Source organism: Microbacterium sp. NFH-22A-Y (genome assembly GCF_021401375.1).
GTDB lineage: Bacteria > Actinomycetota > Actinomycetes > Actinomycetales > Microbacteriaceae > Microbacterium > Microbacterium hominis.
The window spans coordinates 205,815-219,107 of the sequence record NZ_JACBGF010000001.1 but is presented as its reverse complement, the minus strand read 5'-3'; the positions used below and the strand labels follow the sequence as shown (position 1 = coordinate 219,107).

Genomic DNA, 13,293 nt, shown 5'->3' with positions numbered 1-13,293 from the left:
CGGTGAATCCCCCAAGATTCATGCAGCGGTGCAGTTCTGTGAATGTATCGGCTCTCGGCATCGCTCGCGCTCAGACGCCAGCTGCCGCGACCGCTTGCTCGGCATCACGGACGCGCAGCTTCCCGGACATGAGCTGCGGCAGCAGCGCGTCGCGGGTCGCGGCGAGGGTGCGGTTCTCGCGTGCTTGCGCAGCAACTGCGGCGAAGAGCGCATCGACGCGTCTTCCGAACTGATCCAGCCAGGCAAAGTCGGGCGTCGGCAACTCGAAGGCTGCGAGGTCGGAAGCAGCCACGCGCTGACGTCCGGAGGTTCCAATCATGTGCTGAATGGCGAACTCGCGGAACCGTGCTTCCGTCGCCAGAAGAAACGAAACCGGCGCTGCGATGCCATGGCGCGTGCGCATGACAATGAACTCAGTTGAGCCAATACCGACTTCATCATCTTCCAAATGATTGACGAAGCCAGTCTTGCGGTTCTCCAGGCACGGAGTGATGCGAGCGAGAAGCGTGTCACCATTCCTGAAGCGTGCCCCACCTCTCGGCTCGCGATGGTCGTAGCCGTCGATAGACCAACCCGACTCGGGAAGCCGCTTCATGTCTACGTAGACCGCGGACTTACTGCGCGGAACACTTACCTTCGGATTCAATTCAACAAACTCGGCGAGTGTCGATGATCTGTCCTCTCTGCGCAACCACGCCACGTCGATCTCGGCTCTAAGAACCTGCTCTGTATTGGCGGCGAGGGCGGTGTTGGCGGCGATCTTGTCGTCGAGGACCCCCAGCACCTCGGCGATCGCCTGCTGCTCAGGAACGGCAGGTAGCAAGAACTCATAACCAAGGAAGTCCGCGCGACTCAGGTCGAGGTTGGTTGTGCCCGTTCCTCGCATCCGGCAATAGGCGCGGTAGTCAGGTGACCGAAGGAGCCAATAGAGATAGTCAGCATCGACTTCGGGGCTCGTGACCTGGAGGCGCACCGTATCTTGTGTCAGTCTCCCGAGCGGTACATCCGCGGGAACACGTGCCACAGCACCGAGCAACTCCGCTTTGTGTGTGACGTCCTTCAGCGAAAGGTAGAGGTCGCCGGGGCGCAAAAGGATCCGGTCAGGTGACTCGCCACCATACGTTCGAAGCGACCCTTCTGAGAAACCACCATTCCGCGCTATGGTTCCGAGCCCGAGAAGGTAGGGCCCTGGTTCGTCGAGAAGCGCACTCTTGTAGGACTGTCCCCGGTGCAGTTCGACTTTCCCCGCGAGAGTCGAACGAATCATGAGACCCTCCTCAGCTGCGCGATCACGACGTCGGCGAGCCGCGCCGACGTCGCGAACTGCGCCTCGAGCTCTGTCCGCAACCGTGCGAGCTTCTCATCGATCGGCTCGCCATCGTCCTCAGCCTCAGCCGCCCCGACGTAGCGCCCCGGCGTCAGTGCGTAATCTGCCGCCTTGATCTCGGCGAGCGTCGCGGAGTAGCAGAACCCGGGGATGTTCTCGTAGGCGGTCGGGCGTTTCGACTCGGTCGCTTCGCTCTCCCGCTCAACGACCGGGGGGCGGCCGAGCCAGTCGTGGTAGGTGTCGGCGATGCGGGCGATGTCCTCATCCGAGAGCGCGCGCTCGGCGCGGTCGACCATGTGGCCGAGGTTCCGGGCGTCGATGAAGAGCACCTCGCCTGCGCGCTTCCCCTTGTCCTTCGCGAAGAACCACACGCACACCGGAATGCCGGTGGAGCGGAACAGTTGAGTAGGCAGCGCGACCATGCAGGAGACCAGGTCGGCTTCGACGATCTCGGCGCGGATCTGGCCCTCACCACCCGAGTTCGACGACATCGAGCCGTTCGCCATGACGACGCCGGCCTGACCGCCGGGTGCCAGCTTCGACAGGATGTGCTGGATCCACGCGTAGTTCGCGTTGCCCGCCGGCGGCACGCCGAATCGCCAGCGCGGGTCGGACTCGTTGCGTGCCCAGTCTTTGATGTTGAACGGCGGGTTGGCCATGACGAAGTCGGCCTGGAGGTCGGGGTGCAAGTCGCGGGCGAACGTGTCGCCCCAGCGCGGGCCGAGGTTGCCGGTGAGCCCGTGGATGGCGAGGTTCATCTTCGCCATGCGCCACGTGCGCTCGTTGAGCTCTTGCCCGTAGACCGAGATGTCGGATCCTTCGCCGTGGTGGGCGTCGATGAACTTCTCAGCCTGCACGAACATGCCACCCGACCCGCACGCGGGGTCGTACACGCGCCCGTGCGTGGGCTGGAGCATCTCGACGAGCACGCGCACGACACCGGCGGGCGTGTAGAACTCCCCGCCTCGTTTACCCTCCGCAGCGGCGAACTTCTCGAGGAAGTACTCGTACACCTCACCGAGCAGGTCGCGGGCGCGCCGCCCGTCGATCCCGCCCTGGCCCTGCGCCGTGAACCGCGCCGAGTTGAACAGATCGATCAGCTCGCCGAGTCGGCGCTGGTCGACGCTGTCGCGGTTGAAGATGCGCGGCAATGTGCCCGACAGTTGCGGGTTCGCCTGCATCACGGCATCCATCGCCTCATCGATGAGCGCGCCGATCGACTTCTCGGGTGCGTCCATCGACGGACCGAGGCCCTTCGCGTTCTCGGCGAGAAAGCCCCATCGTGCGTTGGCAGGCACCCAGAACACCCCGCGTCCGGTGTACTCGTCGGTGTCGTCGATCAGCTCCGCGATCTGGTCGTCGTCGTACCCGTCGGCGGCGAGTTCGGTGCGAATACCCGCGCGTCGCTCGTCGAAGGCATCCGAGACGTACTTCAGGAACACGAGGCCGAGGATGACGTCCTTGTACTGGGAGGCATCCATCGAGCCGCGCAGCTTGTCGGCCGCCTTCCAGAGCGTGTCCTTCAGCTCTTTCATGGTCGACGGCGCCGCGGGCGCGGCTTTCGGTGTGCGGGGCATGGATGATCCTTACTGCGTGTCTGCCGCATCCGCGGCGTGGTCCAAGTCGATCATGGTCACCGCGCCCGACGTCGCGCCGGCGACGATCAAGGCGGCATAGTCGGTGAGGCGCGCGGCGCGAGCCTCGAGGTCTCGGCGGGCGGTCGTGATGTCGGCCAGGGCTTGTCGGAGCGGTGCCATCGTGCGCGGGGCGACGCGACGCAGCGTCCATCGCGTCCACGCCCCAGGCGCGGCGGGCGCGCCTGTGATGTCTGCGGCGACGATCTCGGGCACAAGGCCACCGGGATCCGCGGCCTTGATGCGCAGCACACGGGCCGGGTAGGCGACGACCTTCGAGCCGTCGGTATCGACCCACGCGGCGGCGGTGGGGCTGGTGCGGAAGATCACGTCGCCGGGGCGCGTCAGCTGCGCCGAAGGGTGCCGGCTTGCGAACGCGAGCTGGTCGACGCGCATGCGGCCGATCGATGCGGGCGCGTCGAGATCGGATGCGGTCACGACGATGAGTCCTTCCGGACCGAGCAGATCAGGGTCAAGGCGGGTGCCCTGAACCCTCCTCAAGTGTCCGGCATTGATGAGCTCCGCCACGGACGTGGCGAGCGGGACGTCGTGCGGATCGGGCACGATCTCGATCGGCTCGATGTCGGAGCGAACCGCCTGGGCCGCGATGTCGAGGAGGGCAGGAAGCTCTGCCGCGTCCTCGGTCGAAGTTGCGAGTCTTCGCGTCGCCGATGCCACCAGGGAGCCGCTTCGTGCCTGGAGCGACGTCGTGCGCACAAATGCCGCGAACCGGAACTGATGCGCGCGCAGACCCTGACCGCTGCCCATGCCCGCCATGAGGTCCGAGATCAGGTCGGCGCGCGTCGCGGGGGTGAGTTTCACGCCGGTGAGATCTGCGACCGCGGTGATTCGCTGCGCGGGTGCGACCTCGGCTGTTGGCTCGCCGAGTATCCAGAGAGCGAGGGACTCGCGCACCGCGCTGTCGACGAGCCCGGCCGACAGGCGCGCGATGCCTCGCACCCGGCCGGAGCGAAGGATGTCTGCGCGCGCTTGCTCTTCGGTGGGCGCCAACGGGTCGACGAGCGCCCGCGCTGGGCCGATGACAACCGCGGTATCCGCGCTCCGTAGCGAGAGGGAGACGTCGTCCACCGCTCGCAAGATCGCGGCCACGTCCTCGCCACGACCAGAAGGAACACGGGCGACGACGACCCAGCTGCGCGCCGGGTCGGCTTCGTCGGCGACCCAACGATCATCGACGAGCAACTGACGTCGGACGTGGCGAGACTCCGCGCCGAGCGGCAGAACGATGTTCACGTCGTCACCGAGCCGGCTCGCGACCGACGAGGACAGCGCGGCGTCCCTCGCATCCAGCGTCACAACGGCGTCCTCACCGGCGAGGGCAAGAGCAGCGTCGGCGACCAGGGCGATCGCGTCGGCAACGAGCGGCCCAGCCGATCCCGCAACCCGGTCCGAAGCGGCGTGGCGGCGGGCGACAAGCGCCAGCGCGGCCGACGACGAGTACGCCGCATCGACAAGGCGGGTGGCGTAGGCGAGCCACGGCGCTCCCCGGTCCACGTGAGCGAAGATCTCACGCCGCAGCAAGCGATCTTCAGGGTCGGCCGCGGCGGCGGCCTCTTTGACCTCTGAACGCGTGAGTTCGGCGAGGTCGTCGACCTGCGCGCACAGCGCAATGAGTGCCTGCAGCTCGGCGACGGCGACCTCGTCGGAGAAGGAGAAGTCCGAGGGAGCTGCAGCCGCCGCCGCGTCCCCACGTGCCTCCGGGTTGTTGCCATGTCCGGTGCGCACAAGCCAGTCGGCGACCTGCTCGGCCTCGAAACCGGCCCGGCCGCCCTCGACGTTGATCGCCCGCGGGAAAGGATCCGGGGACGACGCGAACCTCGACCGCCACATCGATGCCACGGGTCGCTGCACACCCGCCAGCCGGGCGACGCCGGCCAGGTCGATGAGGAGCGAAGGCGCTGTGGACATGAAGCCAACCTACTCCGACATTGAGAATTTGGTCCTCATCACATGATAAGGCGACTTATCAGCGCCTTTTTTGTGCGCAGACATCCCTGTGACCCACGATCTGCTTGGCGGCATCACGTCGCTGTCGCAGGCGGAGCACTGTTGGGGCCGCCCCGCCTGCGGGATCCGTTTTCCGCCCCTTTGGAGACACCCATGACCCACACCACACCGACCACATCTGCGAACGAGATCAAGTGCCCGCATTGCGGCACCCTCTTCACCATCGACGAGGCGCAGTACGCCGACATCCTGCAGCAGGTGCGAACCGCCGAGTTCGAGCACGAGCTTCACGCACGTCTCGCGGAAGCCGAGAAGACCAAGGCCACCGAGATCGCTCTCGCTGTAGCCAACGCAACACAGCAGGCGCAGAAGGCGAGCGCTGCCAAGGACAGCGAGATCCAGCAGCTCGCCTCCGCGCTCAAGTCGGCGGCGACCGACCAGGAGCTTGCTGTCACGAAGGCTCGGTCGGCGGCGGAGAAGAACCTCCACGAGGCGAAGAGCAAGCTGGATCTCCAGGCGGCCGAGCAGAAGGTCAAGGAAGCCGCGCTCACGGAGTCGCACGCCAAGGAGCTCGCCCTGAAGGACGAACTCATCGCCCGCTACAGGGACATGAAGGCGAAGCTGTCGGTAAAGCTCCTCGGCGAGACCCTCGAGCAGCACTGCGAGGTCGAGTTCAACCGCATGCGCTCTCTCGCGTTCCCTTACGCGACGTTCGGGAAGGACAACGACGCCTCCGCCGGCACGAAGGGCGACTACGTCTTCCGAGACTTCAGCGACGACGGCGTGGAGTATGTGTCGATCATGTTCGAGATGAAGAACGAGTCCGACGCCACGGCCACGAAGAAGAGGAACAGCGACTTCTTTGCCAAGCTCGACAAGGACCGCAAGGACAAGGGCTGCGAGTACGCGGTGCTCGTCTCGATGCTCGAAGAAGACTCCGAGCTCTACGCCGGCATCACCGATGTTTCGCACGAGTACCCGAAGATGTTCGTCGTTCGTCCGCAGTTCTTCCTGGCGATCATCGCCCTGCTGCGCAACGCCGCGCAAGACACCATCGTGGTCAAGGCCGAACTCGAACAGATCAAGAAGCAGAACATCGACATCACCGACTTCGAGTCAGAGCTCGAAGGCTTCAAGTCGGCGTTCGGTCGCAACTACCAGCTCGCCAAGGGCAAGTTCGACACCGCGATCAAGGAGATCGACAACGCGATCGATCGGCTCCAGAAGGTCAAGGACAACCTGCTCAGCTCCGAGAACAACCTCCGCCTCGCGAACGACAAGGCTGCTGCACTCACGGTCAAGAAGCTGACCAAGGGGAACCCGACCATGGCGGCCAAGTTCGCCGAGCTGGACACGCCCGACGAAAGAGATGCTGCGTAGCGCTTCGCGGTGGGAAGCCGATGGCACGGCCGTCACCGCGCTCCACAACATCGTCGTCCTCCGACAGCGAGGCGAGGAAGCGGCTTGTCCAGGCGACAGCGCGAGACCCGCAGCTACCAATTGCCAATGCGAGGCACAGCGCGGGTTCGATTCCCGTCAGCCCCTCCACTTTCTTGCGCGCAGCGCCTCTTGGTATCTTTCCCGCGGGTCGCGCACCGTGCGCGAGCGAGGAGCGCGGGAGCATGACGCAGGACGCCGCACCACCCCTTCGTTTCGGCCTCCGCCGGATGACGGCCCGCGATCCCGGTGAACGGCACCGCGCCGCGAGCCCCCTGGAGCTGTTCTTCGACCTCGTCTTCGTGGTCGCCGTGTCACTGTCGTCGCAGCAGCTGCACCACATGGAGTCGGAGGGCGCGCTGGGCGTCGCCGTCCTGAGCTACATCATGGTGTTCTTCACCGTCTGGTGGGCGTGGATGAACTTCACCTGGTTCGGCACGTCGTTCGCCGTCGACGACTGGCTGTACCGCGTGATGACGATCGTCCAGATGGCCGGCGTCCTGGTGCTGGCCAGTGGCAGCGCCGCCGCGATGGAGCACCAGGACTTCACGATCGTGACGCTCGGCTATGTGATCATGCGCCTCGCGATGGTCGGGCAGTGGCTGCGCGCGGCGGCATCCGTACCCGCGTACCGCCGCGTGTGCCTGAGGTACGCGGGCGGAATCGCCCTCGTGCAGGTCGCGTGGGTGCTGCGCCTGCTGCTGCCCCCGGGCGCCGGCACGATCGCTTTCTTCGCGCTCGTGCTCGCCGAGGCGCTCGTGCCCATCTGGGCCGAGCACCGCGACCACGCCCCGTGGAACGCGCATCACATCACCGAGCGCTACAGCCTGTTCACCCTGATCCTGCTCGGCGAGTCGATCCTCGCTTCGGCGGGCGCGATCATCGAGGCCGTGCAGAAGCAGGACCACCTCGCCGAGCTGATCGTCGTGTCGGCGGCGGCGCTGGTCATCGCGGCGGGCATGTGGTGGGTGTACTTCTCCCGCGAGCACACCGGACACATCCGCACCCTCGCCTCCTCCCTCCGCTACGGGTACTTCCACTACGTCATCTTCGCCGCGGCGGGTGCTTTCTCGGCGGGCATCGAGATCGCCGTCGACGCCATCGGCGGCGAGGCCCACCTGTCCGACATCGCCGCGCACGCCACCCTCACCGTGCCCGTGGCGCTGTTCATCCTCGGGATCTGGGCACTCACGCTGCGGACCCGGTTGACGGCGGCCGGCAACACGCTCCTGCTGCTCGGGACGGCCGCCGTCGCCGCCGCGACGTTCGTCCCCTCGACGATCGGGATGCTGCTCACCGCCGCCGCCGGCACGGTCACCGCGGTCGTCGCCGTCGAGATCGGCCCGGCCCCTCGCGGCGCGACTCAGAGGCAGGTGTCGACGACGGTCTGATCGTCCAGCACCGCCACGATGCGCTCCGCGAGCGGCCAGTAGGGCGCGTAGTGCTGCGGATCGCGGTTGATCTGCACGCGATGCGCGACCTCGGTGGGTGCGGTCTCCGATCGCTCCGGCTCGGGCACGTCCTCGACCATCGCCCGGTAGAAGAGCGTGGCGGCGGTGTACGGGTCCAGCCGTTGCTCCCGGCTCCCCCAGCCGTCCTGCTGCTGGAACAGTCCGATCGAGGTCGTCCGGGAGCCGTCCGGATTGGTGACGCCGTCCGTCTCCCAGTCGCCGTAGTCGATGTTCTGCAGACTCGACTCCCCCAGCGCGGTCATCACGGCGATGGTCTGATCCCGCGCGGACAGGCCCGCATCGCGCCCGGCGGCCACGATGGTGCGCGCGTTGTCGAGCTGCTCCCGACCGAAGCCGTCCGCCTCGGCGCAGACGGCCGCGTGATGGATCGACCGCCCGATCGCCACGCCCGCGATCCCCAGACCCACGGCGAGCACGGCGGCCACGGCGAGCGCGATCGCGCGCCGGCGGCGCAGCTGACGGCGGCGTCGGGCGCTGACCGCCGGGCGGCGGCGGCCCGCGGCTCGGCGCGACGTCGACGGGCGGCTGCTCACCTGCGGCATCCTGCCACGCCCGGCTATCCGCCAGCCGAGCGGGGGCTGAGATCGCCCCCCGTCACCGCTGTCACCCGACCGGTTCGACACCCTCGTCCGCGCGCCGTCCGGCCGAGCGCACCGCGCCGATCGAGGCGGCGATCACCAGAGCGATGCCGACGACCTCCAACCACGCGAGATGCTGACCGAGAAGCACCCATCCGGCGAGTGCGGCGACGGCCGGGGCGAGACTCATGAGCACGGCGAAGGCCGCGGCCGGAAGACGGCGCAGGGCGATGAGCTCGAAGGCGTAGGGCAGCGTCGACGACAAGAGCGCGACGGCGGCGCCCAGCCCGAGGATCTCGGGCCGGAGGAGCGCAGCACCGGCATCCACGAGGCCGAACGGGAGGGAGAGGACGGCGCCGACGGTCATCGCGATCGCCAGCCCGTCGAGACGAGGGAACGCGGCGCCCACCCGCGACGACGCGAGGATGTAGAGCGCCCAGCTCGCCGCCGCCCCGAGCGCGAACAGCACGCCGTCGAGGCGGAGCCGATCCCATCCGCCGCCGGCGAGGGCGACGACGCCGGCGAACGCGAGCAGCGCCCAGATCCAGGCCGCCCTCCCGCGGCCGGCGATGATCGAGAGGGCGAGCGGGCCGAGCACCTCGATCGTCACCGTGACCCCCAGGGGGAGCCGCTCGAGCGCGAGATAGAACAGCCCGTTCATCATCACGAGCACGACGCCGAACACCACCACGTCGCGCCACGCGGCACCGCCGCGACCCCGCAGCCGGGGACGGGCGACGATCAGGAGGATCAGGGCCGAGAAGACCAGCCGCAGCATCACCATGCCGAGCGGGCCGACGTGCGGGAAGAGGGTGACCGCGATGGCCGCGCCGCCCTCCTGGAAGGCGAGCCCGGCGACGACGAGCGCGACGGCGGCCGGAGCCGCGGACGCCCCCGCGCGACCGCTGGTCACCGGCGGCGGATCACGGGATCGGGCAGACGGCGACCGCCGCGACCTGGGCGGCCATGTCCTCGGCGGTCCACGGGAGCCCCGCCTGCGGGGCCGTGCGCCCCGAGGCGGCGGGCGCCTTGGAGGCGATCGCGGCGAGCTCCCAGGCGAGGCTCCGCACGAGATCGGCGGAGGCGCGGGAGTTGTTCAGCGTCACGACGACGCTCATCCCGGTGTTGCGGTCGGCGAAGGCCGCCGTGAGCGCGCCGGGAACCGCTCCGTACTGCCCGACGAGACTGCCCGCCTGGTAGACGCCGCCGCGCGCCGTGAACCACGACGGGCCGTCGGCGACCGCCGGCAGTGCGTTGTCGAAGCGGCCGGCGGCGTCGTAGGGGCGCAGCCCGAGGGCCAGCGCCTGGACGTAGCGGCTCAGATCGGCGAGATCCGTGATGACACCGGATGCCGTGAACCCCGCCGCCGGCGAGAGGTCCTCGATCGGCGTCGGAGCACTGCAGGCCGCGCTGCCGTCTTCGGCGTTGCCCGTCCACAGCCCGGGCAGCTGCGCGGAGCCGGTGCTCGGGAAGGAGCTGTCCGACATGCCGTTCGGGCCGAAGACGTAGTGCTGGTAGAGCTGCGCGGAGCTCTTGCCCGACGCGCGCTCGAGCGCGAGACCGAGCAGCACGTAGCCGGTGTCGGAGTCGGCGAAGACCGTGCCGGGCTGGGCCGTCGAGCCTCGCGACATGCCGTAGCCGAGAAGCTCGCGGGGGTTCCACTGCCGGGCCGGCGTCGCGCGGGTGCGCGTCTCGATCGACGGCCCGTACGACGCGAGTCCCGCCGTCGAGTCGCAGAGCTGGCCGAGGGTCACGCCCCCCTGGTCGCCGAGACCCGCCACGTACTCGCCGGCCGTGTCGTCGAGGCTGACGACGCCGTCGTGCACCAGCCCGTAGAGCACATCGCAGGTCATCGACCGCGTGGTCGCTCCCGCGTGGAAGGTCATCGTGTCGCTGACGGCGGCGCCCTCGGGCGCGGTCGTGCCGACGCCCGCCTCCCACACGCCCGACCACGGCACCCGGACGCCCACGACGGCTCCCGACGCACCGGATGCGGCGAGGGCGCGCTCGACGGCCGTCTGCAGCTGTCCTTGCACGTCCGCGGGGATGGCGGCATCCACCTGATCGGGCAGCGGCAGCGAGACGGAATCGTCCGACGAGCACGCGGCCAGCGCGATCGCCAACGCGAGCGTGCCGGCTACAGCCGCGAGACGTCGCGATCGACGAAGACCCCGCATCCTCACCCCCTGATCAGTTCTTTCAGCGTAGAACACGATGCGCACCGGACCGGACGCCGTGACACTCCTGTGACGTTTCTGTGAACGGATTTCGCCGGCGGCCGGTCGCGGGGCGCGGCGGCGCCGGCTCTAAGGTGGGTGCCATGGCGCACACCTTCGACGACGACGCCCTCGCCGGCGTGCTCGGTCACATGAACGACGACCACTCCGACGACAACCTCCTCATCGCCCGCGCCTTCGCTCCGCTCACCGATGTCGTCGGCTCCGAGATGATCGGATTCGACGGGGCGGCGGGCCGGTGGCGCGTCCGCCTCGCCGACGGCACCGAGGACGTCATCGTGGTCCCGTGGCCGGGCGGTGCCATCACGGAGCGCCGTGAGGTGCGCCGCGAGATCGTCGCGCTGTACGACGAGGCCTGCGCCCGGCTGGGGATCACGCCGCGCCCGCACTCCTGAGCATTCTCGGAGGCAACCTTCAGTTTAGGTGAGCCTTAGTTTCAGATACACTGACGGCTGTGACCGAGCCGATCCCGTTCTCCACCGCCCTGCGCGAGCGTTCGCGCTCCGCCCACTCCGGCAGCGAGCACGCCGGCTTCATGGACGACCTGATGCGCGGTCGCGGCACGCGCGACGACTACGTCGCCCTCGTCGCACAGCACTGGTTCATCTACGACGCCCTCGAGACCGCCGCCGAGACGATGCGGCACGACCCCGTCGCCGCCCCGTTCATCAGCGACAAGCTGACGCGGCTGCCCGCGATCGAGGCCGACCTGGCGTTCCTCATCGGCGACGACTGGCGCGCGCGCATCGAGCCCCTGCCCACGACGCGGCGCTACGTCGAGCGGATCCGGGAGGTCGGCACCAGCTGGCCCGGCGGCTTCGTCGCCCACCACTACACCCGGTATCTCGGCGACCTCTCGGGCGGCCTCTTCATCGGCAAGCTGATGGCGCGGCAGTTCGGCTTCGAGACCAACGGCATCGGCTTCTACCTCTTCGACGAGATCGCCGATCCCGCCGCGTTCAAGGATGTCTACCGCGAGCAGCTCGACGCGGTCGCCTGGGATGCCGCCGAACGCGAGCGCGTCATCGACGAGGTCCTGACGGCATACCAGTTCAACACCGACCTCTTCGTCGACCTCGCCGCCGCGAAGGCCGCGACCGCGGCATCCGCCTGACCGCGCGTTTCGACTCCTCGCTGCGCTCGTCGCTCAACGACCGGGTGCGACCCCCGGTCGTTGAGCGAGCGCAGCGAGTCGAAACGCCCGAGGGTCAGAAGCCGGCGGCGCGGACCCCGGCCATGAAGCGGCGGACGTCGGCATCCACGAGGATGTCGCTCGGGCGGAGCGGCCGTGAGAGGTACAGGCCGTCGAGCGAGGTGAGCCGCGACAGCGCGACGTACGTCTGTCCGGGGGCGAAGGCGCCCGAGCCGAGGTCGATGACGGCGCGGTCGTAGGTCTTCCCCTGCGACTTGTGGATCGTCACGGCCCAGGCCAGGCGGAGCGGGAACTGCGTGAACTCGGCGACGATGTCACGCGTGAGCTTTCGCGAGGCCGGGTCGTACGCGTAGCGGAACCTCTCCCACACGGCCGGCTCGACGTCGACCTCCTCGCCGTCGATCTCGACGCGCACCGTGCCACCCGCGATCCGGGTCACGGTGCCGATCGACCCGTTCACCCAGCGCGGTCCGTCGCCCCGCGTGCCCACGTCGTTGCGCAGGAACATCACCTGGGCGCCGACCTTGAGCTGCAGCTCCGTGTCGGCCGGATACGACGCCTCGCCCCGGCCGAAGTCGCCGCTGATGTCGGCGCGCGCCGTCTGCACCGGCCCGGGCAGCGCGTCGAGGTGACGCTGGTTGATGCGGGAGACGATGTCGTTGCGCGTGGCGAGGGTGATGATCGGAGGCTCGCCGTCGACCGGCTCCGGGACGGGACGAGCCCCGGCGGCGTTGAGCATGCCGGCGATCTCCGCGGTCACGACCCCGTGGCGCACCGCGTTCAGCATGGCCTTGAAGCCGTTGTCGGCCTGCCGGTGGATCTCGCGCAGCTCGCGGATGTGCAGGGGCGCGCCCACCCGGCCGAGGTCGAGCAGTCCGTCCGAGCGGATCGCGGAGCCGTCGGCCGACGGTCCCGCCCACACCTGCGCGTCGAAGAACCAGAACGACCGGTAGTGATCGTTGATGTAGCGCAGCTCATCACCGCGCGGGGGCACCGGTGACAACTGGTAGGGATCGCCGAACATGATCACCTGCACCCCGCCGAACGGCTCCGACCGGCGGCCCCGGGCCTGGCGGAGGGAGCGGTCGATGGCATCCATGAGGTCGGCGTTGACCATGGAGACCTCGTCGATCACGAGTGTGTCGATCGCCTTCAGCACACGGCGGGCCGGCTCGGACTGGTCGAGCTCGCTGTCGGCGATGAGCCCGATCGGCAGCCGGAAGAGCGAGTGGATCGTCTGCCCCTCGACGTTCAGCGCCGCCACGCCCGTGGGCGCGCACACGGCGATCTGCTTCTGCGTGTTCCACGCGAGATGCTGCAGGAGGGTCGACTTGCCGGTACCGGCCCGTCCCGTCACGAACACGTGCTCGCGAGTGTCCTCGATGAGGCGGAACAGCTCCTCCTGCTCGGCGGACAGGGCGGGGATGCTCACCGGATCCATGCTAGCCATCAGCATCCGTTTCCTAGACTGGACCTGTGGACGGGGT

11 protein-coding genes are annotated in these 13,293 nt (G+C 68.6%); 4 read left to right on the top strand and 7 right to left on the bottom strand.

Going from position 1 to position 13,293, the window contains the following annotated elements; genetic code table 11:
* Nucleotides 1-70: 70 nt before the first annotated feature.
* Genes L0965_RS01025 through L0965_RS01015 form a run of 3 tightly spaced genes read right to left on the bottom strand, consistent with a single transcriptional unit; the run spans nucleotide 71 to nucleotide 4,890 of the window.
* Nucleotides 71-1,267, bottom strand: a complete 1,197-nt coding sequence (locus L0965_RS01025) for a restriction endonuclease subunit S (protein ID WP_157831547.1) — start codon at nucleotides 1,265-1,267, stop codon at nucleotides 71-73.
* Nucleotides 1,264-2,904 carry a class I SAM-dependent DNA methyltransferase gene (locus L0965_RS01020; protein WP_198553665.1) on the bottom strand — a complete coding sequence of 547 codons (1,641 nt, stop codon included), beginning with the start codon at nucleotides 2,902-2,904 and terminating at the stop codon, nucleotides 1,264-1,266. Before L0965_RS01020 ends, L0965_RS01025 begins: the two co-directional genes overlap by 4 nt.
* 9 nt (nucleotides 2,905-2,913) lie before the next feature.
* Nucleotides 2,914-4,890, bottom strand: coding sequence for a hypothetical protein (locus L0965_RS01015; protein ID WP_101305352.1), 1,977 nt, complete (start codon nucleotides 4,888-4,890; stop codon nucleotides 2,914-2,916).
* Nucleotides 4,891-5,082: 192 nt separating this feature from the next.
* Between L0965_RS01015 and L0965_RS01010 the strand changes: the two genes are divergently transcribed.
* Both L0965_RS01010 and L0965_RS01005 read left to right on the top strand, forming a co-directional pair.
* Nucleotides 5,083-6,309, top strand: a complete 1,227-nt coding sequence (locus L0965_RS01010; protein WP_101305351.1) for a DUF2130 domain-containing protein — start codon at nucleotides 5,083-5,085, stop codon at nucleotides 6,307-6,309.
* Nucleotides 6,310-6,596: 287 nt separating this feature from the next.
* Nucleotides 6,597-7,757: a low temperature requirement protein A gene (locus L0965_RS01005; protein ID WP_101305350.1), complete on the top strand. Its 1,161-nt coding sequence runs from the start codon at nucleotides 6,597-6,599 to the stop codon at nucleotides 7,755-7,757.
* On the opposite strand, the gene L0965_RS01000 is transcribed toward L0965_RS01005, so the two are convergent.
* From L0965_RS01000 to L0965_RS00990, 3 genes are all read right to left on the bottom strand, one after another.
* Nucleotides 7,730-8,371, bottom strand: coding sequence for a peptidase M23 (locus tag L0965_RS01000; protein WP_232783968.1), 642 nt, complete (start codon nucleotides 8,369-8,371; stop codon nucleotides 7,730-7,732). The two genes, L0965_RS01005 and L0965_RS01000, sit on opposite strands and share 28 nt — an antisense overlap.
* Nucleotides 8,372-8,441: 70 nt before the next feature.
* Nucleotides 8,442-9,329 (bottom strand): DMT family transporter, encoded by an 888-nt coding sequence (locus L0965_RS00995; protein ID WP_101305349.1) that lies wholly within the window; start codon nucleotides 9,327-9,329, stop codon nucleotides 8,442-8,444.
* Nucleotides 9,330-9,339: 10 nt separating this feature from the next.
* Entirely contained in the window at nucleotides 9,340-10,593 is a 1,254-nt protein-coding gene (locus L0965_RS00990; RefSeq protein ID WP_101305348.1) for a serine hydrolase, read from the bottom strand.
* A 143-nt stretch (nucleotides 10,594-10,736) separates the two neighbouring features.
* Here L0965_RS00990 and L0965_RS00985 point away from each other — a divergent pair, with 143 nt between their 5' ends.
* Together L0965_RS00985 and L0965_RS00980 are read left to right on the top strand one after the other, a co-directional pair.
* Nucleotides 10,737-11,048: a DUF2470 domain-containing protein gene (locus L0965_RS00985; RefSeq protein WP_101305347.1), complete on the top strand. Its 312-nt coding sequence runs from the start codon at nucleotides 10,737-10,739 to the stop codon at nucleotides 11,046-11,048.
* Between the two features lie 59 nt (nucleotides 11,049-11,107).
* Entirely contained in the window at nucleotides 11,108-11,767 is a 660-nt protein-coding gene (locus L0965_RS00980; RefSeq protein ID WP_101305346.1) for a heme oxygenase (biliverdin-producing), read from the top strand.
* A 94-nt stretch (nucleotides 11,768-11,861) separates the two neighbouring features.
* Here the strand turns inward: L0965_RS00980 and L0965_RS00975 are convergent, their stop codons facing one another.
* Entirely contained in the window at nucleotides 11,862-13,247 is a 1,386-nt protein-coding gene (locus L0965_RS00975) for an AAA family ATPase (RefSeq protein WP_267956420.1), read from the bottom strand.
* Nucleotides 13,248-13,293: the final 46 nt, after the last annotated feature.